Origin of the sequence: Amycolatopsis viridis (genome assembly GCF_011758765.1) — a bacterium.
Taxonomy (GTDB): domain Bacteria; phylum Actinomycetota; class Actinomycetes; order Mycobacteriales; family Pseudonocardiaceae; genus Amycolatopsis_E; species Amycolatopsis_E viridis.
Genome location: NZ_JAANOU010000001.1, coordinates 528,969 through 553,576, shown reverse-complemented (window position 1 = coordinate 553,576; position 24,608 = coordinate 528,969). Strand labels below are relative to the sequence as shown.

The window sequence follows — 24,608 nt, the reverse complement described above, 5'->3', positions numbered from 1 at the left end:
GAAGTTCTGCTCGGCCCACCGAGCGATCCGGCCGCCGTCGCCGCGGCTGGTGCCGACTGATCACCCGGCGCTTCCGGGCCGCCGGGCCGCCCGGAAGCGCCGTTCACGGTCGTTCACCACTGTCGGCACAATGTGGTGGATAACACACGAACTCGTGATAATCGTGGTCAGGCGTGCAGGTCGAACTGGCCCGCCTTGACCCCCTCCAGGAAAGCCGCCCACTCGCCCGCGTCGAAGACGAAGACCGGGCTGGCCGCCAGCTTGGTGTCGCGCACCCCGACGAGCCCGGGCGCGGCGAGGTTCACCTCGACGCAGTTGCCGCCGTTGGGCTCACTGGCGAAGGACTTCTGCCACTTCGACTCGTCGAACAGGTGCGCCGCTGTGCGCGGGTCGTACTGCACCGTTCGTGGCTGTTCCGGCATCAGTGCCTACCTCCGTGCGTGTGGAGCCGCCCCGGCGCGTCGCGCGCCGTGCGTGCCCTGGTCCGTTCGTCGGATCCCCCGGGTCCGGTCGGGTGACACCGTTGTTGATCACTCGACACTGGGATTATTCCAGGACTAGGATTATTCCTGCCGGTCGGGGTTGATCATGAAACAGCCCGCTCGTTCCGGCACGCCCTGGGGAGGTTCGACGGTGCTCGCAGCAGAGGTGGCGGACCGCTCCGCGCCGGCCCCGTTCATGGTCGTCGGCAAGGTCAACGGCCGGGACACCGCAGTCCGGGCGGCAACCCCGGCGGAAGCGCTTTCCCGCATGCTCGACTGGCTCGCCGATGACGCCGATGCCTCCGCGGTGTGGTACCTGCGCGAGGACTGGCCCGGTCCGGTGACCGTGATCGGCCGCCCGGCGCCCGGCACCGAGCGGGAGGCCCGCCGCTGCGCCCACCTGTTCCCGCTGGAGCCCGGCACAGTCCTCGACGGCGCGATCACCGCCCGGTGCGGCGCCCGTCTCGCGCTGCCCGAGATCGAATGGCTGACGCTCGGCGCCGGGATGCCGTGCGAGCGCTGCCTCGCGAAGGCCGCCGCCGGGAACCCCGGGCCGCGGCTGGAAGGAGGACGAGGATGACCGTCCGGATCCTGACCGGCTCGACCACAGCCGAGCGCGCCGAACCCGCGGTGGCGCCACCCACCCATCGCCGGTGGACACTGCTGCCGCGCTCGTTCCGCCGGCACTGGCACGCGTGGCGGCACAACGCCGAACTGGCCCTCCCCCGCCCGCGGAGCTGATCCGGACTTGACGTTGACGCCAGGGTCAAGCCCTAGCGTCGCGGCATGGAGTCAACCGCGGATGCTCGGCCGGGTCCGCAACATCCGGCTGCTGCTCGCCGCGGGTCTGACCGCCGACGACGTCCGGGCGCTGCTCGGCTGCCTGGACGAGGAGGTCACCGGCGGCCCGATCTGCCCGGCCAGCGCGCGGGTCGTCGCCCGGCGCCTCGCCGCAGTCGAGGACAAGATCGCCGCGCTGGACGTCGTCCGCGCCCGGCTCACCGCCGCGCTGTCGGCGGTCTGAGACGCTGCCGGCGGCCTCAGGCGCCCATCTCGGCGCGGTACCGCTCCGCCATCGTCTCGAGGAATTCGCGGGTCTCCTGCCGTTCCAGTGCCGCGCCGCGCAGGCGGTCCCACGCGTCGACGAACAGCTGGAAGTCCTTCTGCTCGTCGAGGTAGACGCCGCCCGCCGAGTGTTCGACGTAGACGAAGTCGCGGGTGCGCTCCGGGAACCGCATGATCGTGAAGTCGTTCGGCACCGCGGCCAGCCGGGCGCCGAAGGACAGCACGTGGATGTACACGCGCTGGCGCCGGTCCAGCTCCAGCAGGTGCTCGATCTGGTCCAGCATCACCGCCGGTGCCTGACCGCCGGGCGCGCGGTGCAGCGCGGCTTCGCTGATGATGAACCGGTAGTACGGCGGCTGCGGCTGGTCGAACACGGCCTTGCGGTCCAGCCGGTTGCGCACCAGCGAGGTGACGTCGGTGGCGCCGAACTCGGTGAACTGCTTGAGCATGTAGTGCTCGGACTGCAACGGGCCGGGGATGCGCTCGCCGTGCCAGGTCATGATCTCCACGGCCGCCGGCTCGAGGTCGGTGAACGTGCGGAACCAGTGCGGCACCACCGACCGGTAGCCGGACCAGGCACCACGGTTACCGGCCGCAGCGCGGGCGAGGCGCAGCAACGCCTCCGACTCGTCCCCGTCGACGCCGAACGTTTCCAGCATGGTGCGCACGTCACCGAGCTTGACACCCACCGCACCGGACTCGATCTTGTTGACCTTGCCCTGGGTGCACCCGAGCACCTCGGCGACCTGCTGCTGGGTCATCTTCGCGGCCAGCCGCGCGTGCCGGAGCTCGTTGCCGAGTTGTTTGCGACGGGAAGTAACGGTGCTAGCCATGGCTAATTTTCCGCGCCCTCACCCGCTCCACGGCACCTCGCCCCTGGTCCGAACCCACCGACCGTACTCCATGCCGCACCGTAATGCGGTAGTGACCGTGAGCAGCATGACAGGAAAGTGGGACGAACGCTAGTTACCCACGCGTTCACCTGGGAGAACACCGCACCGCGCTAGGGTGCGGGAAGAGCTTAGAGAGGGAAAGGCTGCGCATGAGCAAGAAGGCGAGCATCGGCGTCACGGGCCTGGCCGTCATGGGCCGGAACCTGGCGCGCAACCTGGCGCGGCACGGGCACACCGTCGCCCTGCACAACCGTTCCGACCAGCGCACCCGCGAGCTGGTGGAGCAGTTCGGCGACGAAGGCGACTTCATCCCCACCTACTCCGCGCAGGAGTTCGTGGACGCGCTCGAACGGCCGCGCAAGCTGGTGATCATGGTCAAGGCCGGCGCCCCGACGGACGCGGTGATCGAGGAGTTCGCCCCGCTGCTGGACAAGGGCGACGTGATCGTCGACGCGGGCAACGCGCACTTCGCCGACACCCGGCGGCGCGAGGCGGCCCTGCGCGAGCGCGGACTGCACTTCGTCGGCACCGGCGTCTCCGGCGGCGAGGAGGGCGCGCTGCACGGGCCGAGCATCATGCCGGGCGGGTCGCCGGAGTCGTACGAGTCGCTGGGACCGCTGTTCGAGAGCATCTCGGCCAAGGTCGACGGCGACCCGTGCTGCACCCACGTCGGCCCCGACGGCGCCGGGCACTTCGTGAAGATGGTGCACAACGGCATCGAGTACGCCGACATGCAGCTGATCGCGGAGTCCTTCGACCTGTTGCGCGGTGCGCTGGGCTACGAGCCGGCGCAGATCGCGGAGGTGTTCCGGACCTGGAACACCGGTCGTCTCGACTCGTACCTGATCGAGATCACCGCCGAGGTGCTGGCGCACGTCGACGCCGCGACCGGCAGGCCGTTCGTGGACGTCGTCGCCGACCAGGCCGAGCAGAAGGGCACCGGCCGCTGGACCGTCCAGATCGGACTGGACCTCGGGGTGCCGATCAGCGGCATCGCGGAGGCGGTGTTCGCGCGGTCGCTGTCCGGCAGCGCGGACCTGCGCAAGGCCAGCCGCGGCCTGCCCGGCCCGGCCCGCACGCCGCTGACCGGCGCGGCGGCGGAGACGTTCGCCGACGACGTGGAGCGCGCGCTGTACGCGTCGAAGATCGTCGCCTACGCCCAGGGCTTCAACCAGATCCAGGCCGGTGGCGCCGAGTACGGCTGGGACATCGACCTGGGTGCGCTGGCCGCGATCTGGCGTGGCGGCTGCATCATCCGGGCCAAGTTCCTGGACGACATCCGCGCCGCCTACGCCGACGAGCCGGGACTGCCGACGCTGCTCACCGCAGGCGACTTCCGCAAGGCCGTGGAGGACGCGCAGGAGTCGTGGCGTTCGGTGATCTCCACCGCGGCGCGGCTGGGAATCCCGACGCCGGGCTTCTCGACCGCCCTGGCCTACTACGACGGCTTGCGTGCCGAGCGGCTCCCGGCCGCCCTGGTGCAGGGGCAGCGCGACTTCTTCGGCGCGCACACCTACCGCAGGGTCGACCGGGAGGGCTCGTTCCACACCCGCTGGGCCGACGACGGCCGCCCGGAGATCGGGGCCTGATCGCCCGCGTGACGGGCGCCCGCGTGGGCGCCCGTCACGCGTCCGGGAACAGGGTCCGCAGCATCGCGCGGACCTCCCCGTCGACGGCGTCCTTGGTGATGCCGAGTTCGGTGAGCACGTCGAAGGCCGGCCCGTCGGCCTGGTCGAGCAGGGCCAGCAGGATGTGCTCGGTGCCGACGTAGTTGTGCCCCAGCCGCAGGGCTTCCCGCACGGTCAGCTCGATCACCTTGCGGGCACGCGGACCGAACGGGATGTGGGCGGGCAGCTCGTCGACGGGCGGCGGGAGGGTCGCGTGCACCCGCTCACCCACGGCCTCCGGCGTCGCGCCGAGTTTCTCCAGCGCCTTCGCCGCGAGGCCGTCCCGTTCGCCGACCACGCCGATCAGGAGGTGGCCGGTGTCGATCTGTTCGCCGCCGGTGCCCCGCGCAACCTTCTCGGCGGTCACGATCGCCCGCCGGGCGCGTTCGGTGAAGCGGGTGAACGCTTCCGCGCTCGAAAAGTCCTTGGGCACGAACCGTTTCTGCGCGGCCTGCTTGGACACGCCCATGCTGGCGCCGATGTCGGTCCAGGACGCGCCGCTGCGACGCGCCTGGTCGACGAAGTGGCCGATCAGGTGGTCGGCGAGGTCGCCGAGGTGCTCGGCGAGCAGCACGGCACCGGTGAGGTGCTGCAGGGCGTCGGAGTCGGGGTGCTGGCGGTTGACGGCCTCGATCAGGTCGTCGAGTTTCACGGAACTGGTCATGCGTCAACCCTAGGTTGACGTTGTCTAGATCGTCAACCCTGGGTTGACGATCTCGCCCTGGGCGGAACCCTCGATGAGCTCCAGATAGGCACGCGCGACCTCGGCGACGGGGATTGCGTCGTCCGGCGCCGACGGAGTTCCCGCCACCCAGCCCGGGCTGACGACGTTGAGGCGGATCCCGCGTGGCATCTCGATCGCGGCCGCCCGGACGAACTCCTCCAGCCCGGCGTTGACGAGGTGGCCCCAGGAACTACCGGGAACCGGCGCGGCGAACCGACCGCTGGTCAAGGTGATCGACCCGCCGTCGCGGACGTGGCGCACGGCCCGCCGCACCAGGTGCACCTGCCCCAGCAGCTTCCCGTCCAGCCCGGCGGTGAACTCCTCGTCGGCGCCGCTCAGCAGCGGTGTCATCCCGCCACTGGCCGCGCAGCACACCACCGCGTCGACCTCGGGCACCGCGGTGAACAGGCGATCGACGGAGGACGGGTCGGCCAGGTCCACACGCACCGGCCCGCGCCGCGCAGCGCGGACGACCTCGTGCCGCGGTTCCAGCGAGCGGACGACAGCGCTGCCGATGGTGCCGTGCGCACCGATCACGATGATCTTCACGAGCTCCAGCCTGACCGGAGTGCCACCACCGGTCCAGGCACCTGCTGTTCCTACCAACGGCAGGGTCAGGCTGCCCGCCGGGAGATCGGCGATACTCGGTGAGGTGGAGTTGGGTGAGTTCCTGAAGTCCCGGCGAGCGCGGTTGCAGCCCGCCGACGCCGGCCTGCCGAGCCACGGCGAGCGGCGGCGGGTTCCCGGCCTGCGGCGAGAGGAACTCGCCCAGCTGGCCGGGGTCAGCGCCGCCTACTACACGCGGCTCGAACAGGGGCAGAGCCGGAACGCGTCGGACGCGGTCCTGGAGGCACTGGCCCGTGTCCTGCGCCTGGACGAGGACGAGCGCACCCACCTGCTCACCCTCGCCCGCCCCGGACGACGTCCGCAACGGCCGGCGCCGCGCGAGCAACTCCGGTCCGAGGTCCGCGTGATGATCGAGTCCTTCCGGGACGTGCCCGCGCTGGTACTCGGTCGGCGCACGGACATCCTGGCCTGGAACCGGATGGCGCACGCCCTGCTGGCCCGGCACCTCGACTTCGGTGCGCCGGAGCGGACCGCGGACCGTCCGAACTGGACACGCATGTTCTTCCTGGACCCGCAGTTGCGGGAGCTGTTCACCGCCTGGCCGGACAAGGCCCGCGACACGGTGGCCGACCTGCGGATGATCGCCGGGCGCTACCCGGACGACAGCCGGCTGGCCGCGCTGATCGGCGAACTGGCCATGAAGAGCGCGGAGTTCGCCCGGCTGTGGGCGCAGCACTCGGTCCGGGGTTGCGCCTCGCACTCCCGGGAGTACCACCATCCCGTCGCCGGCCGGCTGACGCTGACCGACGAACTCCTCGCCCTGACCGACGAGGGGCAGCGAATCGCGGTGTTCACCGCCGAACCCGGATCGCCCTCGGAAGCCGCTCTGGGGCTGCTCGCGCCGCCGCGTCAGGCGAACGGCAGGCCCACGTAGTTCTCCGCGATGCTGGTCGCGGCCGCGCGGGAGCTCGCCGTGTAGCGCAGTTGCGACAGCTGGAGCCGCCGGGCGAAAGCATCCGCCGACGGGTCCACGTGCAGCATCGACGTCATGTACCAGGAGAAGTGCTCGGCCCGCCACACGCGTCGCAGGCAGGTGTCCGAATAGGACTCGGCCAGCTCGGACCGCCCGTGGCGCAACAACTCCACCAGTGCCCGGGACAGCACCCGGACGTCGGCGACCGCGAGGTTCATGCCCTTGGCACCGGTGGGCGGGACGATGTGCGCCGCATCCCCGGCGAGGAAGAGCCGGCCGTACCGCATGGGCTCGGTGACGAAGCTGCGCATCGGCGTGATGCCCTTGTCCAGGATCGGCCCCTCGCGCAACACGAAGTCGTGTGCGTTCGTGGTGAGGCGGACGTCCAGTTCGGACCAGATCCGGTCGTCCGGCCAGTTCTCGATCTTCTCGTCGCTGGGCACCTGCAGGTAGAGCCGGGTGATCTCCGGCGAGCGCATGCTGTGCAGGGCGAAACCGCGCTCGTGGTGGGTGTAGATCAGCTCCTCGTGCGACGGCGGGGTCCGCGCGAGCACACCCAGCCACGCGAACGGGTACTCGCGGTCGAACGTGGTGACCGCATCCGCCGGGATCGCCGGCCTGCTGACACCGTGGAAGCCGTCGCAACCGGCGATCGCGTCGCACTCCAGGGTCCGCGCGGCCCCGTCGGCGTCGCGGTAGGTGATACGCGGCCGATCGGTGTCCACGTCGTGCAGCTCGACGCCGGAGACCTCGAAGTGGACCGGATACCCCTTGGCCTCGTGCGCGGCGATCAGGTCCTTCACGATCTCCTGCTGGCCGTACACCGTGATCGACTTGCCGGTCAGCTCGGTCAGCGCGATCCGGTGGTCCTGACCGTCGAACCGGAGCGCGAAACCGTGGTGCGGCAGCCCTTCCGCGTCCAGCCGGTCCGCGACGCCGATCTCCCGCAGCAGCTCGACCGTCGGGTGCTCGCACACCCCGGCGCGCACCCGCTTCTCCACGTAGGCCCGGCTGCGCGCCTCCAGGACCACCGCGTCGACACCCTCGGCGTGCAGCAGGTACGACAGCAGCAGACCCGCCGGCCCGGCACCGATGATCCCGACCTGTGTGCGCGTCACCACGAACCTCCAAGCTCCGCTGTTGCCGCACCCAGGATGCGGGTGGCCCGGGCCGTAGACCAGCACCGCTTCCACCCAATGGAAGCTCGACCCCGCCGTGTTGGCCCCGCACACCCCTCGGCGGCGAGCAGTCTCGCGCCCGCCCGCACGGACGGCCAACACGCCGCACCCCCCGGCAAACACGCCACGAGTTGGCCGTCCCGGGCAGCGTGTTCGCCGGTCTGGGCGGCGTGTTCGCCGTTCCGGGCAGCGTGTTGGCCGCACCAGCCGGCGTGTTCGCCGGTCCGGGCAGCGTGTTCACCGTCCGGGGCAGCGTGTTCGCCGCACCAGGCGCCGTGTTCGCCGGTCCAGGCAGCGTGTTGGCCAGCCCGGGTGGCGCCGGACCGCACCCGCCGTCGTCAGCCCGGCTGCCGCAGCACGCGGGGCGCCCCCAGCGCCCGGGAAATCCCCCGCGCGGCAGCCCGTACGGCCGGCACCATCGAGCGCGGGTCCGGACCGGCCGCCGGGATGACGATCGAGATCGCGGCCACCACCGTGTCGTCCGCGCCGTAGACCGGGGCCGCGACGGACAGCGACACCATCTCCACCTGCCGGTCACTGATCACGTAGCCGTCGCGCCGCGCGTCGGCCAGCGCACGCCGCAGCTCCTCGGCCGTGGTGATCGTCTTGGGCGTGTACTGGCGCAGTGGCCCGGACAGCACCTCCTCCTGCACCTCCGCCGGGGCGTGCGCGAGCAGCACCAGACCGACGCCGGTCGCGTGCGCGGCGAGCCGCCCACCGGGGCGCGAGACGATGCTGACCGCGTTGCGCCCGGAGATGCGCTCGACGTACACCACGTCCGGCGCGTCGAGCACCGCGAGCTGCACGTTCTCGTGCGTGGCCTCGTACAGGTCCTCCAGGAACGGCATGGCCGCGTCGCGCAGCACCGTGCCGCGCGGGGACAGCGAGGCGACCTCCCACAGCCACAACCCGACCCGGTACCGCCCGTCGTCCTGCCGCTCCAGCGCACCACGCCGCGCCAGCTCACCCACGATCCGGTGCGTGGTGGACAGCGGCAGCCCGGTGCGGCGGCTCAGCTCGGACAACGTCATCGCCGGCCGGTCGGGGGTGAAGGCGGCCAGCACGTCCAGCACGCGGTCGACCACCGAGGGCGCCTGCGCCGATGTGTGCCGCATCAGCCCAGGTTAACGGCCCCAGACCAGCTCGGCGGTGGCCACGATCCGCTCGAGCTTCGCCTTCTGCTCGTCCTGGGTCAGGTCGTTGCCCTCCTCCGTGGAGGAGAACCCGCATTGCCCGGACAGGCACAGCTGGTCGAGGTCGACGTACCGGGCGGCCTCGTCGATCCGCCGCCGCAGCACATCGACCGGCTCCAGCTCGCCGCGCTTGGTGGTGACCAGGCCGAGCACGACGTACTTGCCCTTCGGCACGAACCGCAGCGGCTCGAACCCGCCGGAGCGTTCGTCGTCGAACTCCAGGAAGTAGCCGTCCACGTCCAGCTCGTTGAACAGCGCGTCGGCGACGAAGTCGTAGCCGCCGGAGGCGACCCAGGAGGAGCGGAAGTTGCCGCGGCACAGGTGGGTGGTGACGGTCAGTCCCGCCGGCCGCCCGGCCAGCGCCGCGTTCATGGTCTTGATGTTGCGCAGGTGCTGCTTGTCGGGGTCGCCGCCCATCTCGGCGACCAGCCGCCGCTGCGCCGGGTCGTTGAGGTAGGCCAGGCTGGTGTCGTCGAGCTGCAGGTAGGTGCAGCCCAGCTCGGCCATGCCGGCGATCTCCGCGGCGTAGGCGGCGGCGAGGTCTGCGTAGAACTCCTCCAGGTCCGGGTAGACCTCCTCGGACACCGCGCGCCTGCCGCCGCGGTAGTAGATCATGCTCGGTGACGGGATGGTCTGCTTCGGCGTCTGCGACTCGTCCACAATGGACTTGAGGAAGGTGAAGTGGTCGCCGAAGATGGTCCGGCTCAGCCCGACCTTGCCGTCGACCTTCAGCCCGGCCGGGCTGAATTCGAGGTCGCCGGCCGCGTTGTGGAACTTGACGTGCAGCTTCTCGTCGCTGCGTGAGACGCCGTCGAGCTGGTAGATGAAGTCCATGTGCCAGGAGGCGCGGCGGAACTCGCCGTCGGTGGCCGACCGCAGCCCGACCTCCCGCTGCATGGCGACCACGTCCCGGATCGCCCGGTCCTCCACCGCCTTGAGGTCGTCGGCGCCGATCGCGCCGCGTGCGAAGTCCTCCCTGGCCCGGTGCAACTCGGCGGGCCGCAGCAGGCTGCCCACGTGGTCGGCGCGGAACGGCGGTGTCGTGCGCGCAGTCATGCCCCGATCTTCGACCAGTCCGCGGTGTGGGGCAACCATCAGCCGACGTGCACCAGCGGCCGCCGGCTCGGATCCGGCTCGGCGCGGCGCAGCACCTCGCGGGTGACCGGCGGGATGTCGCCGTCGCCGAAGATCAGGTAGCGCACGATGAACCGGAACGGGTTGCCCTCGGTCCAGGCGAAGTACACGTCCGGGCGGATGCCCGTGTGGTCGCGAACGTGCAGCAGGATCGCCGCGATGGCGTTGGCGATCGACGGGCTCTTCACGCGTCCCGGGCGTCGGGCTCGTTCGCGATGATCCGCACGTGCCCGCTGCGCACGGCCCGGTCCAGGATGCGCTGGGCGGCCGCGTCGAACCGGACCTCCTCGACCCGCAGCTCCAGCGAGCGGGTGGCGCGCGAGATCAGCGACGTGCTGATGATCGCGAGGATGAACAGCGCGGCGATCTTCACCCCGTCCGGCCGCTCGACGATGTTCGCCATCGTCGTGTAGCCGAACACGACCGTGATGACGAGGTAGGCCACGAAGGCCGCGGTCCGCCGGCGCCGCCGCGCGGACAGCGTCACCGCCAGCGCGGCCGAGGAGATCAGCACCAGCACGCCCGTCGCGTACGCGCCGCCCTGCGCGTCGACGCTCGCGTCGAAGATCCAGGTGATCAAGAACGCGATCAGCGAGATCACCACGACCAGCGGACGGGTCGCCGCCGCCCAGCTCGGCGCCATGCCGTAGCGGGGCAGGTAACGCGGGACGAGGTTGAGCAGGCCGGCCATCGCCGACGCCCCGGCGAACCACAGGATCGCGATGGTGCTCGCGTCGTACACCGTGCCGAAGGCGTTGCCGAGGTAGGCGTGCGCGAGGTAGGCCAGTGCGCGGCCGTTCGCCGGACCGCCCGGCTCGAACTCCGCCTGCGGGATCAGCACGCTCGTGCTGAAGCTGGACACGATCAGGAACGCGCTCATGATCAACGCGGCCGTGGTGAGCAGGCGGCGGGTGTGCCGGATCCGCCCCCTCAGGTCGGGACCGTGCACCAGCGGCATCACCGACACCCCGGTCTCGAACCCGGACAGGCCGAGCGCGAGCTTGGGGAAGACCAGCAGGGACACCCCGGCCATCACCCAGATGTTGCCGTGCTGGGCGAACAGCAGGTTCTTCCAGTCGACCACCAAGTGCGGGCTACGGATGACGTGGGCGATCGCGGAGGCCACGACGACCGCGTTGAGCAGCAGGTACACGCCGACCAGGGCGACCGCGATCCCGATCGCCTCGGCGAAGCCCTTGAAGAACACCGCGCCCAGAGCGGCGATCAGCACCAGCGTGATCAGCAGGTTCTCGCCGTGCAGGAAACCCAGGTACGGGTTCTCGCTGGCGTGCGCGGCCGCGTCGGCGGCGGACAGGGTGATCGTGATGACGAAGTCGGTCGCGGCGAACCCGAGCAGCGCCAGGACCAGCAGCTTGCCCTTCCACCGGGACAGCAGCTTCTCCAGCATCGCCAGTGAGCCCTGGCCGTGCGGGCTCTCCGCGGCCACCCGCCGGTAGATCGGCAGTGCGCCGGCCAGGGTGAGCACGACCAGCACGATCGTCGCCACCGGGGACAGCAGGCCGGCCGCGAGCGCCGCGATGCCCGGCTGGTACCCCAGCGTGGAGAAGTAGTCCACACCGGTCAGGCACATGACTTTCCACCACGGGTGCTCGCGTTCGGCCACGCGCCCATGATCCCCGGCTACGCCGGGGGCGCCACTTCCCCGGCGACAAGTGCCGGGAAAGTGGCTCTCGCCCTGATCAGGCGGGTGGTCCGAGCACCAACACCGAGTTGTGGCCGCCCATGCCGAGCGACGACTTGGCGGTCAGGCCGTCACCGATCGGCACGCGGCCGGTGAGCAGCTGCGGGTGCCCGGCAGCCACCGCGGGCGGTGCCGGGACGAACCCGCGGTCGTAGCCGAGCGCTGTGACCGCCGCCTCGACCGCCGAGGCCGCGCACTGGCAGTGCCCGGTGAGCGGCTTGAGCGAGTAGATGCCGGTCGAGCTGTCGAACTCCTGCTCCAGGATCGTCGCCTCGGCCTGGTCGCACTGCCTGGTCCCCGGTCCGTGCGCGTTGAGGTAGCGGATCGCCGCGGCGGGTACCCCGGCGTTGGCCAGCGCGTCCCGGAAACACCCGCGCACCTGGCTCAGGTCCGGGTCCACGGAGGTCACGTGATACCCGTCGTGCGACATGGCACCACCCAGCGCGAGCGCGTAGGGCCGGGTCGCGTTCTTGGACAGCACGAACGCGACCGACGCCTCGCCCACCGGGAACCCGCGGCTGCCCTCCTGGAACGGGCGGCAGGCCTCGAGGGGCTCGACGTCGGTCACCGCCACCCCCAGGCGCACGAAGTGCAGGACGTTCTCCGGCGACGCGGAGACGTCGGTCGCGACGAACACCACGTCGTCGACGACGCCCGCGTCCAGCCACGCCTTGGCGGTGAGCAGTCCGGCGTTGCCGGAGGCGCACATGGCGGAGACGTTCATCGCCGGGCCGTGGAACCCGTACTCCTGCATGAAGGTCGACATCGGTGTGGAGGGCATCAGCCCGAGGTACTCGCGGGGCCGCAGGTCGCAGTTGCGCTCGAGGTAGAACTGCCGCCACAGGTCCACGTCGCCGAGCACTGCGGCGTGCAGCAGGCCAACGCGCTTCCCGGGCTGCCAGCCACGCTCCCCCGCGTCGGCGATCGCTTCCCGGGCGGCGGCGCGCATCGCCCGCGCGAACCGGCTCGGCCCATCGATCGGGTTACCACCTTCGGGGATTTTTGCCACCCAGCCCGGCTCACTCGGATGCGCACCGTAACCGGATTCCAGGCCGGCCGCCGGTTTGCCGGACGTCAGGCCGTCCCAGAGATGCTCCCGGCCCCACCCGTATCCGGTGACGGCCCCGATTCCGCAGATTGCCATTTGCTGCGAGTCCATCGCACTCGCCCCTCCTTTGTGGTTGCAACTACGATCCGTTCCGAGGAACGGATCCGTCTCAAGGGAACGTCGGCGGGGCACCCGGCCACAATCGGGAGCAGCGAGTCGGCCGAGATTGATCCGTCCACAGGACGGCGATACCGCCGAATGGTGTAATCGAACTACAGAACCTGAGCGGCGGATCGGACGAAAAATGGAGCCAAACGCCACCTCCGGCGAAGGCGTGTCCGGCCTGTCCGTCGATCAGGAACAAGTGATCGACCTGGCGCTGTCCGCCGATCGCGCCGTGATCTGGAGCTACGACCTCGAGGGCCAGGTGCTCGCCTGGCAACCCGGCCTCGACCGGTTGCTGGCCGTGCCGGGAGCGCCCGAGTCCGAGGTCCGTGCCCGGCTCGCCGAGCTGGTCGAGCCGTTGCTGCTGGCCGCCCGCACCGCACCTGTGTGGCACGACCTGGAGCTCGAGCAGCCGTACCTGACCCCGGCGGGTCACTCGCGCTGGATGCAGCTGCGGGCACGCAGCCATGCGGGCGGGATGTTCGGCATCGTCACCGATGTCACCGACCGGCACGAGGACCGCCGCGAACTGGCCGACCTCGCCGACCGCTACCGCCTGCTGGTCGAGTTGAGCCCGGACGCGATCGTGGTGCACCAGTACGGCGTGCTCACCTACGCGAACCCGGCCGCGGTCCGGTTCATCGGGGCACAGACCGCCTCCGAGATGCTGGGCAGTCCGATCACGCGGTTCGTGGACCCGCCGTCCGTGCCGTCGATACTGCGCCGGATCGCCGGGCTGAACGAGCCGGGGGCCACCTCCGAACCGGCGGAGGCCGTGCTGACCAGGCTGAACGGTGAACGCTTCACCGTCGAATCGGTGTCGGTGCGCACCACCTGGGAGGGCAAGCCGGCCTTCCAGGTGATCATGCGGGACATCAGCGCGCAGCGGGCCGCCGAGGCCGCGCTGCGCTACCAGGCCGCTCTCGTCCAGCACGTCAGCGACGCGATCATTGCCACCGACTCGCGTGGGGTGGTGACCAGCTGGAACCCGGCTGCCGAGGCCATCTACGGCCGCCCCGCCGACGAGGCCCTCGGCCAGGCGGTCGGCCGGCTGGTCGGGGCGCCGCTGGACCCGGGTGCGGTGCTCGCGCACGGCGGCGTCGCGCAGGCCACGCACCGCGCGGCCGACGGCTCGGCGCTCGCGGTGCGGGTTTCGGCGGCCGAGATGGACGACGGCTACGTGCTGGTGTGCGCCGACGAGACGGCCCGCCGCCGGGCGGAACGCCAGTACAGCACGGTCGTCGCCGCGCTGGACGAGGGAGTGCTGGTGATCGGGCCGGACGGCCGGATCATGTCGGCAAACCCGGCGGCCCAGCACATCCTCGGGCTCAGCGAGGCGCAGCTGGTGTCCACGCGACCGGACAGCTGGCCGCTCTACGACGAGGACGGCCGCCGCCTCGACCCGTCGGAGTACCCCTCGGCGCAGCTGCGCCGTGGTAGCGGACCGCAGCAGGGCCGCGTCATGCGCACCAAGCGCGCGGACGGCCGGATCGTCTGGCTGTCCCTGTCGTGCCGGGCGATGAACCCGGAGGACATGGCGTCCTCGGCGTTCGTGGTGTCGTTCACCGACATCACCGAGCGCAGGGCGATCGGCGAGCGGCTCGCGCACGACGCCACCCACGACCCGCTGACCGGCTTGGCCAACCGCACGCTCGTCCTGCAGCGGCTCACCGCGGCGCTGCGGGAGAAGGGCTACGGCACCACCGCGGTGCTGTTCATCGACCTGGACAAGTTCAAGGTCATCAACGACTCGCTGGGTCACACGGTCGGCGACCGGGTGCTGCAGATCGTCGGGGAGCGGCTGCGGCACGCGGTGCGCGCCGGGGACGTGGTGGGCCGGCTCGGCGGTGACGAGTTCGTGGTGATCGCGTTCGGGGTGCACGACGAGTCCGGGGTGCGGGCGCTGACCCACCACATCCGGGACGCGGTGACCACCCCGATCTCGGTGGACGGGCGGCGGCTGCACGTCGACGCGAGCATCGGCATCGTGATGACCGGTCCGGGTGACCAGCGCGACGCCGACGAGCTGCTGCGGGACGCGGACGTGGCGATGTACCACGCGAAGACGCTGGGCCGGGGCCGCTATGAGTTCTTCGACGTCGAGCTGCGCATGCGGATGCAGCGGCGGCTGCGCCTGGAGCAGGACCTGCGGGACGCCGTCCGGCACGGCCGGCTGTGGGCGGCGTACCAGCCGGTGGTCGACCTGCGCACCGACGAGGTGGTCGCGGTCGAGGGCCTGCTGCGGTGGACGCACCCGGTGCACGGGCCGATCTCGCCCGCCGAGTTCATCCCGCTCGCCGAGGAGAGCGACCTGATCAACCTGCTCGGCTCGCACATCCTGCGGGAGACGACGCGGGAGGTCGCGCGCCGCCGGGCCGGTGGCGTCAAGGTGGCCCTGAAGATCAACCTGTCGACCCGTCAGCTCGACGATCCGGCGCTGGTCCTGGCGGTGGAAGAGGCTCTGGCGGTGACCGGCCTGCCGGCGGACGCGCTGTGCCTGGAGATCACCGAGAGCGCGTTGATGCGGGATTCGACGGTGACCAGCAAGACGCTGGCCGCGCTGCGGGAGATCGGGGTCTGCCTGGCGATCGACGACTTCGGCACCGGTTACTCCTCGCTCGCGCAGCTACAACGGCTGACGCTGGACACGCTGAAGATCGACCGGTCGTTCATCACTGGTCTGGGTGAAAGCGGGGACGCGGAAGTGATCGTGACCAGCATCATCGCGATGGCCCACGCCGTGCACCTCACCGTGGTCGCCGAGGGCGTGGAAAACGCCCAGCAGCTGGAGATCCTCAAGCGGCTCGGCTGCGACCAGGCCCAGGGCTACTACCTGGGCAAGCCGCTGCCGGCCGGCGAGCTGTGGTCCTGATCCGCGGAACGGCTGCCGCGGAAGGTGTACCGGTAGCCGCTGGGTGAGACGCCGAGCGCGGCCTGCAGGTGCTGACGCAGCGAGCCGGCGCTGCCGAACCCGGCCTCCTCGGCGACCCGGTCGATCGGCAGATCGGTCTCCTCCAGCAGCTGGCGGGCGCGTTCGACGCGCTGCTGGGTCAGCCACTGCCCCGGGGAGAGACCGACCTCGTCGCGGAAGCGGCGGGTGAAGGTGCGCACGCTCATCGACTCGCGGGCGGCCAGCTGACGCAGCGTGAGCGGCCGGTGCAGGTTCGCCAGCGCCCAGGCGCGGGCCGCGCCGGTCGAGGACACGGCCGGCTGGGGAACCGGCCGCGGGATGTACTGGGCCTGGCCGCCCTCGCGGTGCGGCGCGACGATCGTGCCGCGCGCGACGTCGTTGGCCACCGCGGCACCGTGGTCCCGCCGGATCATGTGCAGGCACAGGTCGATGCCGGAGGCGACCCCGGCGGAGGTCAGGACGTTGCCGGACTCGGTGTAGAGCACGTTCGGGTCGACCTGCACCCGCGGGTAGAGCGTGCGCAGGTCGTGGGCGGACTTCCAGTGCGTGGTGGCCGGGCGGCCGTCGAGCAGCCCGGCGGCGGCGAGCACGAACGCGCCGCTGCAGTTCGACGCGATCCGGGTGCCCGGCCGGATGGTGGCGAAGGCGTCCGCGAGCGGCCCCCGCAGCGGCCCGCCGGACTGCGGGCCGTAGTCCTCGTCGGAGGAGGTCACGATGATGGTGTCGGCCTCGGCGAGGGCATCGAGACCGTGGTCGACGTTGATGGTGAAGTCGGCGTCGGTGCGCACCGCACCCGGGTGCAGCGTGCAGGTGCGGACCTCGTACAGCGTCCGGCCGCCGTCCCTGGCCTGCCCGAACAGGCGGTGCACGATCCCCAGCTCGATCGGCAGCAGGCCGTCGCGAACCAGCACCGCAACCCGGTGGCGGCCGTCGCCGGAGAAAACCGTCATGGCCCAATCCTGACACACACTGGCCATCGGGCCACTCGTCGCCGTGGTCGCGGGCACGGACTCTGGAGTCATGAACGTGCTGTGGATCTTCGCCCATCCGGAGGGACGCTCGCTCAACGCCGCGCTGCGGGACGAGGGCCTCGCGGCCCTGGCGGAGCTCGGCCACTCCTACCAGGTTTCCGACCTGTACGCGATGAAGTGGAACCCGGTCGTCGACTACGACGACTTCGGGCACGACCCGCGCGAGCGGATGCGGGTCGCGGCCGCGTCGCACGAGGCGTACCGGTCCGGCCGTCTGCCCGCGGACATCCAGGCCGAGCATGAGAAGCTGGCCTGGGCGGACGCGCTCGTGGTGCAGTTCCCGCTGTGGTGGTATGGGATGCCGGCCATCCTCAAGGGCTGGTTCGACCGGGTGCTCGTCAAGGGCCTGGGCTACGGCATCAAGGCGGCCGACGGCACCGTGCTGCGCTACGGCGACGGCCAGCTCACCGGCAAGCGGGCGATGGTGGTGACCACAGTCGGCGCGCGGCCGGCCAGCATCGGCCCGCGCGGTGTCAACGGGGACCTCGACGACCTGCTGTTCCCGTTGCACCACGGCGCTTTCTGGTACACCGGCATCGCGCCGCTGCCGCCGTACCCCGTGTTCAGCGCCGACCGCCTGGACGAGGCCGGGTACGCCGCGGCCGTCGCCGGGCTGCGGGACCGGCTCCGCACGCTGCCGACCGCGGAGCCGATCCCGTTCCGCCGCCAGAACGGCGGCGACTACGACGAAAACCTGGTGCTACGCGCCGACCTCGCGCCGGGCCGGTCGGACCTGGGCGTGCACCTGCGCGACTGAGACGATCATGAGCAACGCGCTCACCACGACGGGCGACCGGAATCCGAACCCGGCCTCGATCGCGAGCCCGCCGAGCGCGGGGCCGAGCGTGTTGCCGACGTTGAACGCGGCCGTGGTGAAACCGCCGGCGAGTGCATTGCCGGGCGCCTGGTAGAAGACGCGCGAGGTCAGCGCGGGCGCGAGCCCGAAGGCCAGCATCCCCTGCACGAACACCAGGACCAGCGTGACCACCGCGCTGGAGGCGCCCACCGCGAGCACGACCCAGCCCACCGCCAGTGCGCTGGTGCCGGCGAGCAGCACGGTGCGTGGCCGGGCGTCGGCGACGCGGCCGCCGAACACGATGCCGGCGCACGCACCGGCACCGAACAGCACGAGTGAGCCCGGCACCCACGCGCCCGGCAGTCCGGTCACCTCCGTGACCAGCGGCGCGAGGTAGGTGAACGAGGCGAAGGTGGCGCCCTGGACCAACGCGTTGGTGGCGTAGGTGAGCAGCAGCGGACGGCGCAGCAACGGACGGACCGCGGTCGCCGGGGTGTCCGGTTTGGACACCGGGATGGTGCGCACGACGGCGAGCGTGGCCACGACGGCCAGCGCGGCCACGGCCCAGAACGCGGAACGCCAGCCCCACGCCTGGCCGAGCACGGCGCCGCCGGGAACGCCCACCACGCAGGCGAGGGTGACGCCGCCCATGAGGACGGACATCGCCCGGCCCTTGGCGTCCGCGGCGACCAGTCCGACGGCGACCGTGGTGGCCAGCGCCCAGAACCCGGCGTTGGCCAGTGCCGCGACGATCCGGGCGCCGAGCAGGACGGCATAGCTGGAGGTGAGCGCGCCGAGCACGTGCGTGGCGGCGAAGACCACCAAGAACGCGGTGACGGCGCGGCGTTGCGACCAGCGCCGCGCGAGGATCGCGAGCAGCGGCGCACCGGCGATCATCCCGACCGCGAACGCCGAGGTCAGGTACCCGGCGTCGGCGATCGAGACGCGCAGGTCGGCGGCGATGTCCGGGACCAGGCCGGACAGCATGAACTCCGAGGTGCTCTGGGCGAAGACGGCGAGCCCGAGCAGGTACACGGCAAAGGGCATGACAAAGCTCCCGAGTCGGAAAACAGCAGTAGCGGGGTGATCCGCTAGCTTCTGTCCGACTCGGGGCTGGTCACGTGCGCCAGGGTAGTGGCCGCGGGCGCGGTGATCGACTCATTTTCCGGCGAACCGGCGCAGGTCCTCGATCTCCGCGGTGAGGTCCGGCAGTGGCGCGAAGGGCTGCACGTCGATACCGTCCCCGGCGCGGGTCCAGGTACCGGCGACGCGGCCGTCGACGAGGACGGCCGCCTTGATGATGCCGCCACCGGGGTGGACGAGTTTGCGGTGTTCCGGGGCAACCGCGTGGTCGCGGGTGCGCCAGCCGAGCAGGTACTCGTCGAAGGCGGGGAGCAGGCGCACCACCGGCCCGGCCTCCCTGGTGTCTGCTGTGGAGGGTCGCCAGGCGGCTTGCAGCGGGGCGAGCGGCAGTCCTGACCAGGCGGCGAGATCCGCCGGCTCGGCTGGTTCGTGGGCGGCCCGGTACCGGGCGACGAGTCGGTCGAGCGCCCCGTCGCGCGGCCGGGTCGGCAGCGGTGCGCCCAGCCAGTCGGCGGCGTGCACGTAGGTCGGCTTGCCCGCCCGCTCCGGCCCGAGCACGACGAGCCCTTCGGCGGCCGCGAGCATCGCCAGGTGGACGATCGCCTGCCCCTCGGCACCGAGCCGCTCGCCGAGTTCGGCCTTGGTGAGCGGGCCCTGTCCGGCGAGCGCGGTGGCCGCCCTGGCCGGCTCCGCCCGGTCCACGTCGAGTTGCCGGAGCCGGCGGAGCGAGTTCGCCGGGTTCGGTTTGACCAGCGGGTACAGCCAGTTCAGGTCGTCGCGGGCCACGAGGTGCAGGGTGCCGCGCGGCCCCCAGCAGCGGACGAGCTCTCCTTGGTGGCGCGCGGTTTCCAGTTCGGTGGCGGTCGCGCCGGGGACCCGGGCGCGCAGCGCGAGCGGGACGGCGGCCGGGTCCTGCGCCTGCACGGCCACGAGGTGACGCACGGCGCCGACCAGGCCGAGGGTGTGCGTCCGGTCGAGGAGCTGAGCCGCGACCCGCCGGCGCCGTACGTCCATGCGGGCAGGCTACCGGCGCCGCCGCTCGGCGTTGTCGAACTTCCGCACCGCGAACTCGTACGCCTCGTCCAGCAGTTTCCGGGCGGCCGGCCAGGTGCGGTCGGGGTTGATCACGCAGACCCAGTGCTGCCCGGCGTAGACGGGGTGCGGGAACAGCACGTCCAGGGCGGTCACGTCGTAGTCCCCCGGCGGCACGACCTCGCCGAACCGGGCACGCGTCAGGCCGATGTTGAGCCGGAAGACGCCGGGCCGGTCGAGGTCCGAGGCGTTGTCGAACTCGGTGTCCGCGGTGACGATGGTCGCCCACGGCAGCTGCCGCTGGGGTGGCAGATCACCGTTGGGGTCGTACAGAGCGAAGACGGTCCCGCTCGCCTCGGCGAGCCGGGTACCGGAGAAGGCAGCCAGTTCCTGTCGAATGTGTTCGAGATCCACTGAACCAAGGAAGCACAATAGCGGCAATCAATGTGCGGAGCAAGTGATCTAGTTCACAGAGATTTTCTACTGTGGACCGGCGAGCTGGTGCGCCTGCTCGGCGCCCAGCGCCGGTTCGGTGTGCACGACCGCGGCGGTCAGCCGCGGAACGCGCTGCGTCAGCCGGCGCTCGACCTGGTGCGCGAGGTGGTGCGCCGCGGTGACGGTCAGGGCGGGGTCGACCGCGACGGACAGTTCGGCGCGCAGGCGGTGGCCGATCCAGCGCATCCGGACCTCACCCGCCGCCCGCACGCCGTCCACCTCGCGGGCGACGCGCTCGACCAGGTCGACGGTGGCGGGGTCGACCGCGTCCAGCAACCGCCGGAACACCTCCTTCGCGGCGTCGCGCAGCACCAGCAGGATCACGGCGGTGATGACGAGCCCGACGATCGGGTCGGCCATCGGGAACCCGAGCGCGACGCCGGCCGCGCCGAGCACCACCGCCAGGGAGGTGAACCCGTCGGTGCGGGCGTGCAGCCCGTCGGCGATCAGGGCCGCCGAGCCGATGCGGCGGCCGACCGCGATGCGCCACCGGGCGACCAGCTCGTTGCCGAGGAACCCGATCACACCGGCCGCGGCGACCACCCACAACCCGGTGACCGGCCGCGGGTCGGCGAGGCGCCGGACGCCTTCGTAGCCGGCCAGTACCGCCGACGCGGCGATGATCAACACGACGAGCACCCCGGCGAGGTCCTCGGCGCGGCCGAGCCCGTAGGTGAACCGGCGGCTCGCGGCACGGCGGCCGAGCGCGAAGGCGACACCGACCGGGAGCGCGGTGAGCGCGTCCGCGAAGTTGTGGATGGTGTCGCCGAGCAGCGCGACCGAGCCGGTGAACAGCACGACGACCGCCTGCGCGACGGCGGTGCCGAACAGCGCCAGGAACGACCGGACGAGCGTGCGCATGCCGCGATTGCTGGTTTCCAGCGCGTTGTCGAACCGGTCGGCGCTGTCGTGGCTGTGCGGCGTGAACCGGCGCAGCCGCGCCCATGGAGATCGGTGACCGTGCCCGTGCGACATCGCTGCCGCCTCCCGTCAATGTCCGCCCACGGGCAGATGCTCGCACGCTGCGGCGACTGCTGTCGATCGCCCGGTCGCGGCAGGCTCGGCAGGACGCGGTGCACTCCGGCCAGGTCCAGGTCAGCGCGACGGTCCAGTATGGACGAGGCGGCCAATAGCAGACCTCGACTCTACGGCGCTCGCCCACCGCCGCCACAGTGCTGCTCATCCTCGGGGTGCCCGACCGAACGGTGCTCGACCTCATGGGCTGTCAAACAGTGCCATGGCGAAGCGGTACCAGCACATCACCGGAGGGCTCCGCCGCGATATCGCGGAGCGGCTGAACGGCTACCTCTGGGCGTCCTGACGACGACCTGATCGCGGCCAACTGCAACGACAAATGCAACGAGCCGGACGCCAAACGGCCCCCACCGTGCTCGGTGGGGGCCGTTTGTGCTGCTCTAGCGGTGGCCAGGGCCGGGGTCGAACCGGCGACCTTCCGCTTTTCAGGCGCAGATGTTTCCGCTGGTCAGGCGGGGTGCACGGCCGGTTCGTGCACCCCGCGTGCCCCAATCAGTGCTTCACGATGATCGTCTTCGGGAGCTTGATCGCGTCGCCCCGTTCGGCCAGCTTGCTCAGCTCCCCGGCCAGTTCCTTGTCCCTCCCCTCGACCGCGTGGAGGTAGCGCAGCGCAGCCGCAGCCGACGAGTGCCCGAGCCGCTTCTTGAGATCCGCCAGCGTCGCGCCAGTGCTCGCGGCGAGCGTCTGTCCGGTGTGGCGCAGGTCGTGGAAGGACACGTCCACACCGACGCGCTTCCGGGCACGGACGAACGCCTGATAGACCGCGTTGCCCCGCATCGGCTGACCGTCGCGGCCCACGAAGAATCGCTCCGTTCCCGCCCACTTGGTCATGTGCTCGACCAGGTAGGGCTTGAGATGCGGAGGAAACGCGATCTCCCGGCGCCCCGCATCCGTCTTCGGGTCCTTGTCGTACTTCTTCGGGCTCTCCAACAGCTCCACCCGGTTCTTGCGCACCGTGATCACCCCACCGACCAGGTCCACGTCCTCGGTCCGGAGCCCGCACACCTCCCCACGCCGCAGCCCGCACCAAGCGGCGAGCAGGACGGCCGCCCGGTATCGAGGAGTGATCGCGTCGACCAGCTCCGCCACCTGGCCCGGTGTGGCGATCCCCCGTTCCTTGGCCTTGTCGGACCCAGCGCCCGGTATCTGGCACGGGTTGACCTGGATCGCCCCGTCCCGCTTCGCCTGGTTCATCACCGCCCGCAGGAACCGGTACGACTGAGCGATGGAGGTCTTCCCTCCCGTCCCCGCCAGCGCCTTGCCGTACCAGCTCCGCACGACCGGCGGAGTGATCGCGATCAACGGCAGGTCAAACAGCTCCGTCATATGCAGGCGCATGTTCCGCCGGCACGTCTCCTCCCAGCGGTCCCCCACGTCCGGGTTGTCCCGGAGGTAGGCATCGGCGCAGTTGCCGAACGTTTCCCGGCCGAGCTTGTCATCCAGCCAAGCCCCGCGGCTGATGTCCGCCTCGACCCCGACGAGCCAGCGATCGGCATCAGTCTTCGTCCGAAAAGTGTTCGGCGCGTACTGCCGCTTTCCGTTCGGCGCGATGAACGATGCCTGCCACCGGCCCGAAGGCAGCTTCCGGACCTTCCCGAACCTCCGGCGTCCCTTGCTGCTCGCCATCAAGCAGCCCTCCCGCCGGACCAGCGCACCTCGACCGGCTCGACCCGGCCTGCCTGCACGAACGCCTCCAGGTCGTCAACAGCCAGCCGAACGTGAACGCCGATCTTGTGGAACGCGATCCGCCGTTCCGCGATCAACCGTCGCACGAACCGAACCCCCGTGTTCAGGTACTCACCGGCCTCTTCGACCGTCAGGTACTTCTTCTGCATGTCCCCCTCCGCCTACGCCGCCAGCCGAATTGCCGAAGTTTCTGGACTGCCTGGTGGTGGGCCTGCCGCGAGTAGTGCTCGGTCGTACTCGGCTTTCCAGGTGATCCGTTCTGCGATGGCTCGCATGAGCAGGTGTGCCCTTGGTGGTGCGTCGCGGTCGCCGGGTTGGACCTTGCGCCAGATCAGCCGCGAGGTGTCCTGTTCGGGCTTGACGATGCCGACGCCTGCGAGCATGTCCCGGACGAACGCCTTCCGGTCCGCCTTGTGATCGGCAAGGGACTTGCCCGACCACTTGCGCGAGACGAGCACCCGCCGGCCGGGCAGCCCGAGGGTGGTCCGGCGGTGCGCCCGCCCCTTGCAGTGCCCCGGAGTCATCCGGCTGGTCGCCCCCAGCGGCTGTACGCCGTAGAGCAGCCACACCGCACACCGAGGGGAGCACGGGGTGATCGCGAGTTCGGCGTGGAGCCGGTCGTGGTGTTCCCGCTGCCTCGCCGAGGTTGCCTCGACCACCTCGCCGGTGGATTTGGTGAGGTACTTGGTGAGGTAGCCGATGTGGCGTCCGGCTTCTTCGGTGCCGCCGAGGATGCCCTTGGAGTGCACCTGCCGCCCGAACGTCACCACGTGCGCGGGTTCCTCGACCTCCTCCACCGCCTCCTCCCACGGCGTCAACGGCTCGTGCTTCTCCGGATCCACAAACCCCTTCACCCGCGCATCCCACACGGGCAGCCGATCCCCGCTATAGATCAGCTCGTCATGCTTCGGCCACCACACCTGGTGGTAGGTGGCCTCCGTGACCTGCCGCAGCACCTCATGCGGGATCGACCCCCGCAACGCCGCGTGCAGGTGCGGGGCGGTGCGCTTCTGCGGTTCCACGGTCGCGAAGTACTGGACATCCCAGCCGACGACGCGGCGGAGGTTCTGCCACCACCGATCCACCAGCGAGGCGAAGTGCACCGCATCCCGCGCCGCCCTGCGGTAGTCATAGCTCGACGGATCGACGGGTGTGCCGTCCTCCCGGACCCGGCCGTAGGTGTCGCAGGTCAGCGTCACGAACATCGACGGCCGGAACTTGCCCGCGTACTCCCGGCCCACGGTGGTCTTGGCGACCTTCCTCCGGGGCAGGTTGGGCGCATCCTGCCGCCGCTTGGTCGACCGCTTCACCGGCCGCTTCGAGGGCAGATCCGGCGAGGGCAACCGGCCGCGCATGCCGAGTTGCCGAAGTTCCTCATCCACGCCGCGGATCTCCTCCCGGAGTTCGTCGGCCTGGCCCTCCTCCCCGTGCTCGACCGCCTCCCGATACCGCGCCACCAGATCGGCGCGGAACTCCATCAACTCCTTCTGCTCAGCCGTGGGCGGGGCCGGGGTGAAGTCGGGTTCCTCGGTCAGGTGCCAGCCCTCCCGGCACTGCGCCATCCGCAACGCCTTGGCCTTCTTCGCACACGGCCCACACACGCTCTCCACGGTGGAGCCGCAGGGCACGGCGACATAGCGGAGTTCGCCGGTGCCCGGGTCCCCGACTTCCATCGTGAACGGCCGCACGCACACCCCGTGTTTCTCGGCGGTGGCCTTCATGACCTCGGTGGACAGCGGCAACCGCAT

At 71.1% G+C, this 24,608-nt stretch carries 25 protein-coding genes; 7 read left to right on the top strand and 18 right to left on the bottom strand.

The window, feature by feature from the left end; all coding sequences use genetic code 11:
* Nucleotides 1-167 precede the first annotated feature (167 nt).
* Nucleotides 168-422: a DUF397 domain-containing protein gene (locus FHX46_RS02805; RefSeq protein WP_167110359.1), complete on the bottom strand. Its 255-nt coding sequence runs from the start codon at nucleotides 420-422 to the stop codon at nucleotides 168-170.
* Nucleotides 423-633: 211 nt separating this feature from the next.
* Between FHX46_RS02805 and FHX46_RS02800 the strand changes: the two genes are divergently transcribed.
* The 3 genes from FHX46_RS02800 to FHX46_RS02790 all read left to right on the top strand — a co-directional run bounded on the left by FHX46_RS02800 (nucleotide 634) and on the right by FHX46_RS02790 (nucleotide 1,506).
* A complete protein-coding gene (locus FHX46_RS02800) occupies nucleotides 634-1,062 on the top strand; it encodes a hypothetical protein (protein WP_167110357.1) in 429 nt (142 codons plus the stop codon).
* On the top strand, nucleotides 1,059-1,223 hold the full coding sequence (locus FHX46_RS02795; RefSeq protein ID WP_167110355.1) for a hypothetical protein: 165 nt from the start codon (nucleotides 1,059-1,061) through the stop codon (nucleotides 1,221-1,223). The genes FHX46_RS02800 and FHX46_RS02795 overlap by 4 nt, the downstream gene beginning before the upstream one ends.
* 61 nt (nucleotides 1,224-1,284) lie before the next feature.
* The gene (locus FHX46_RS02790; protein ID WP_167110353.1) at nucleotides 1,285-1,506 is read left to right on the top strand and encodes a MerR family DNA-binding protein; all 222 of its coding nucleotides are present in this window, start codon (nucleotides 1,285-1,287) and stop codon (nucleotides 1,504-1,506) included.
* Nucleotides 1,507-1,522: 16 nt separating this feature from the next.
* On the opposite strand, the gene FHX46_RS02785 is transcribed toward FHX46_RS02790, so the two are convergent.
* On the bottom strand, nucleotides 1,523-2,380 hold the full coding sequence (locus FHX46_RS02785; RefSeq protein WP_167110351.1) for a helix-turn-helix domain-containing protein: 858 nt from the start codon (nucleotides 2,378-2,380) through the stop codon (nucleotides 1,523-1,525).
* A gap of 209 nt (nucleotides 2,381-2,589) precedes the next feature.
* Here FHX46_RS02785 and gndA point away from each other — a divergent pair, with 209 nt between their 5' ends.
* Entirely contained in the window at nucleotides 2,590-4,029 is a 1,440-nt protein-coding gene (gndA, locus tag FHX46_RS02780; protein ID WP_167110349.1) for an NADP-dependent phosphogluconate dehydrogenase, read from the top strand.
* Between the two features lie 34 nt (nucleotides 4,030-4,063).
* On the opposite strand, the gene FHX46_RS02775 is transcribed toward gndA, so the two are convergent.
* Both FHX46_RS02775 and FHX46_RS02770 read right to left on the bottom strand, forming a co-directional pair.
* Nucleotides 4,064-4,771 carry a Clp protease N-terminal domain-containing protein gene (locus FHX46_RS02775; RefSeq protein WP_167110347.1) on the bottom strand — a complete coding sequence of 236 codons (708 nt, stop codon included), beginning with the start codon at nucleotides 4,769-4,771 and terminating at the stop codon, nucleotides 4,064-4,066.
* Nucleotides 4,772-4,795: 24 nt separating this feature from the next.
* The gene (locus FHX46_RS02770; protein WP_167110345.1) at nucleotides 4,796-5,380 is read right to left on the bottom strand and encodes a short chain dehydrogenase; all 585 of its coding nucleotides are present in this window, start codon (nucleotides 5,378-5,380) and stop codon (nucleotides 4,796-4,798) included.
* A 103-nt stretch (nucleotides 5,381-5,483) separates the two neighbouring features.
* Between FHX46_RS02770 and FHX46_RS02765 the strand changes: the two genes are divergently transcribed.
* Nucleotides 5,484-6,332 carry a helix-turn-helix domain-containing protein gene (locus tag FHX46_RS02765; RefSeq protein WP_313886003.1) on the top strand — a complete coding sequence of 283 codons (849 nt, stop codon included), beginning with the start codon at nucleotides 5,484-5,486 and terminating at the stop codon, nucleotides 6,330-6,332.
* Here the strand turns inward: FHX46_RS02765 and pobA are convergent.
* The 6 genes from pobA to FHX46_RS02740 form a co-directional block, all read right to left on the bottom strand.
* Nucleotides 6,308-7,489 carry a 4-hydroxybenzoate 3-monooxygenase gene (gene pobA / locus FHX46_RS02760; RefSeq protein WP_167110341.1) on the bottom strand — a complete coding sequence of 394 codons (1,182 nt, stop codon included), beginning with the start codon at nucleotides 7,487-7,489 and terminating at the stop codon, nucleotides 6,308-6,310. The genes FHX46_RS02765 and pobA overlap by 25 nt on opposite strands.
* A 398-nt stretch (nucleotides 7,490-7,887) precedes the next feature.
* Nucleotides 7,888-8,664, bottom strand: coding sequence for an IclR family transcriptional regulator (locus tag FHX46_RS02755; RefSeq protein ID WP_167110339.1), 777 nt, complete (start codon nucleotides 8,662-8,664; stop codon nucleotides 7,888-7,890).
* 9 nt (nucleotides 8,665-8,673) lie between these two features.
* Nucleotides 8,674-9,798, bottom strand: coding sequence for a 5-methyltetrahydropteroyltriglutamate--homocysteine S-methyltransferase (locus FHX46_RS02750; RefSeq protein WP_167110337.1), 1,125 nt, complete (start codon nucleotides 9,796-9,798; stop codon nucleotides 8,674-8,676).
* Nucleotides 9,799-9,836: 38 nt separating this feature from the next.
* On the bottom strand, nucleotides 9,837-10,064 hold the full coding sequence (locus FHX46_RS28365; RefSeq protein ID WP_243871212.1) for a hypothetical protein: 228 nt from the start codon (nucleotides 10,062-10,064) through the stop codon (nucleotides 9,837-9,839).
* Nucleotides 10,061-11,500 (bottom strand): amino acid transporter, encoded by a 1,440-nt coding sequence (locus tag FHX46_RS28360; RefSeq protein WP_243871211.1) that lies wholly within the window; start codon nucleotides 11,498-11,500, stop codon nucleotides 10,061-10,063. The genes FHX46_RS28365 and FHX46_RS28360 overlap by 4 nt, the downstream gene beginning before the upstream one ends.
* 76 nt (nucleotides 11,501-11,576) lie before the next feature.
* Nucleotides 11,577-12,737, bottom strand: a complete 1,161-nt coding sequence (locus tag FHX46_RS02740; protein WP_167110335.1) for a beta-ketoacyl synthase N-terminal-like domain-containing protein — start codon at nucleotides 12,735-12,737, stop codon at nucleotides 11,577-11,579.
* Between the two features lie 193 nt (nucleotides 12,738-12,930).
* On the opposite strand from FHX46_RS02740, the gene FHX46_RS02735 reads away from it, so the two are divergent.
* Nucleotides 12,931-15,663, top strand: a complete 2,733-nt coding sequence (locus tag FHX46_RS02735) for a sensor domain-containing protein (protein WP_167110333.1) — start codon at nucleotides 12,931-12,933, stop codon at nucleotides 15,661-15,663.
* Here FHX46_RS02735 and FHX46_RS02730 read toward each other — a convergent pair.
* The gene (locus FHX46_RS02730; protein ID WP_390622578.1) at nucleotides 15,621-16,652 is read right to left on the bottom strand and encodes a GlxA family transcriptional regulator; all 1,032 of its coding nucleotides are present in this window, start codon (nucleotides 16,650-16,652) and stop codon (nucleotides 15,621-15,623) included. The genes FHX46_RS02735 and FHX46_RS02730 overlap by 43 nt on opposite strands.
* A 70-nt stretch (nucleotides 16,653-16,722) precedes the next feature.
* Between FHX46_RS02730 and FHX46_RS02725 the strand changes: the two genes are divergently transcribed.
* Entirely contained in the window at nucleotides 16,723-17,490 is a 768-nt protein-coding gene (locus FHX46_RS02725; RefSeq protein WP_167110331.1) for an NAD(P)H-dependent oxidoreductase, read from the top strand.
* Here FHX46_RS02725 and FHX46_RS02720 read toward each other — a convergent pair.
* The 7 genes from FHX46_RS02720 to FHX46_RS02690 all read right to left on the bottom strand — a co-directional run bounded on the left by FHX46_RS02720 (nucleotide 17,434) and on the right by FHX46_RS02690 (nucleotide 24,608).
* Nucleotides 17,434-18,576: a Cmx/CmrA family chloramphenicol efflux MFS transporter gene (locus FHX46_RS02720; protein WP_167110329.1), complete on the bottom strand. Its 1,143-nt coding sequence runs from the start codon at nucleotides 18,574-18,576 to the stop codon at nucleotides 17,434-17,436. The genes FHX46_RS02725 and FHX46_RS02720 overlap by 57 nt on opposite strands.
* Nucleotides 18,577-18,687: 111 nt before the next feature.
* A complete protein-coding gene (locus FHX46_RS02715) occupies nucleotides 18,688-19,626 on the bottom strand; it encodes a winged helix DNA-binding domain-containing protein (RefSeq protein ID WP_167110327.1) in 939 nt (312 codons plus the stop codon).
* Between the two features lie 9 nt (nucleotides 19,627-19,635).
* Nucleotides 19,636-20,058: a DUF6194 family protein gene (locus FHX46_RS02710; protein WP_167110325.1), complete on the bottom strand. Its 423-nt coding sequence runs from the start codon at nucleotides 20,056-20,058 to the stop codon at nucleotides 19,636-19,638.
* A 66-nt stretch (nucleotides 20,059-20,124) separates the two neighbouring features.
* The gene (locus FHX46_RS02705) at nucleotides 20,125-21,114 is read right to left on the bottom strand and encodes a cation diffusion facilitator family transporter (RefSeq protein ID WP_167110323.1); all 990 of its coding nucleotides are present in this window, start codon (nucleotides 21,112-21,114) and stop codon (nucleotides 20,125-20,127) included.
* Between the two features lie 552 nt (nucleotides 21,115-21,666).
* Nucleotides 21,667-22,800, bottom strand: a complete 1,134-nt coding sequence (locus FHX46_RS02700; protein ID WP_167110321.1) for a tyrosine-type recombinase/integrase — start codon at nucleotides 22,798-22,800, stop codon at nucleotides 21,667-21,669.
* Nucleotides 22,800-23,009, bottom strand: a complete 210-nt coding sequence (locus FHX46_RS02695; RefSeq protein ID WP_027933489.1) for an excisionase family DNA-binding protein — start codon at nucleotides 23,007-23,009, stop codon at nucleotides 22,800-22,802. Before FHX46_RS02695 ends, FHX46_RS02700 begins: the two co-directional genes overlap by 1 nt.
* A 12-nt stretch (nucleotides 23,010-23,021) precedes the next feature.
* Nucleotides 23,022-24,608, bottom strand: a complete 1,587-nt coding sequence (locus FHX46_RS02690; RefSeq protein ID WP_167121045.1) for a replication initiator — start codon at nucleotides 24,606-24,608, stop codon at nucleotides 23,022-23,024.

Excerpts from the sequence above, each read along its gene's own strand:
- FHX46_RS02730 (WP_390622578.1), bottom strand. The coding sequence starts at position 16,652 with ATGACGGTTTTCTCCGGCGACGGCCGCCACCGGGTTGCGGTGCTGGTT.
- FHX46_RS02715 (WP_167110327.1), bottom strand. The coding sequence starts at position 19,626 with ATGGACGTACGGCGCCGGCGGGTCGCGGCTCAGCTCCTCGACCGGACG.
- FHX46_RS02705 (WP_167110323.1), bottom strand. The coding sequence starts at position 21,114 with ATGTCGCACGGGCACGGTCACCGATCTCCATGGGCGCGGCTGCGCCGG.
- gndA (WP_167110349.1), top strand. The coding sequence starts at position 2,590 with ATGAGCAAGAAGGCGAGCATCGGCGTCACGGGCCTGGCCGTCATGGGC.
- FHX46_RS02740 (WP_167110335.1), bottom strand. The coding sequence starts at position 12,737 with ATGGACTCGCAGCAAATGGCAATCTGCGGAATCGGGGCCGTCACCGGA.
- FHX46_RS02775 (WP_167110347.1), bottom strand. The coding sequence starts at position 4,771 with ATGACCAGTTCCGTGAAACTCGACGACCTGATCGAGGCCGTCAACCGC.
- FHX46_RS02805 (WP_167110359.1), bottom strand. The coding sequence starts at position 422 with ATGCCGGAACAGCCACGAACGGTGCAGTACGACCCGCGCACAGCGGCG.
- FHX46_RS02725 (WP_167110331.1), top strand. The coding sequence starts at position 16,723 with ATGAACGTGCTGTGGATCTTCGCCCATCCGGAGGGACGCTCGCTCAAC.
- FHX46_RS02790 (WP_167110353.1), top strand. The coding sequence starts at position 1,285 with ATGCTCGGCCGGGTCCGCAACATCCGGCTGCTGCTCGCCGCGGGTCTG.
- FHX46_RS02750 (WP_167110337.1), bottom strand. The coding sequence starts at position 9,798 with ATGACTGCGCGCACGACACCGCCGTTCCGCGCCGACCACGTGGGCAGC.
- FHX46_RS02755 (WP_167110339.1), bottom strand. The coding sequence starts at position 8,664 with ATGCGGCACACATCGGCGCAGGCGCCCTCGGTGGTCGACCGCGTGCTG.
- FHX46_RS02690 (WP_167121045.1), bottom strand. The coding sequence starts at position 24,608 with ATGCGGTTGCCGCTGTCCACCGAGGTCATGAAGGCCACCGCCGAGAAA.
- FHX46_RS02795 (WP_167110355.1), top strand. The coding sequence starts at position 1,059 with ATGACCGTCCGGATCCTGACCGGCTCGACCACAGCCGAGCGCGCCGAA.
- FHX46_RS02700 (WP_167110321.1), bottom strand. The coding sequence starts at position 22,800 with ATGGCGAGCAGCAAGGGACGCCGGAGGTTCGGGAAGGTCCGGAAGCTG.
- FHX46_RS02720 (WP_167110329.1), bottom strand. The coding sequence starts at position 18,576 with ATGCCCTTTGCCGTGTACCTGCTCGGGCTCGCCGTCTTCGCCCAGAGC.
- FHX46_RS02695 (WP_027933489.1), bottom strand. The coding sequence starts at position 23,009 with ATGCAGAAGAAGTACCTGACGGTCGAAGAGGCCGGTGAGTACCTGAAC.
- FHX46_RS02785 (WP_167110351.1), bottom strand. The coding sequence starts at position 2,380 with ATGGCTAGCACCGTTACTTCCCGTCGCAAACAACTCGGCAACGAGCTC.
- FHX46_RS02735 (WP_167110333.1), top strand. The coding sequence starts at position 12,931 with ATGGAGCCAAACGCCACCTCCGGCGAAGGCGTGTCCGGCCTGTCCGTC.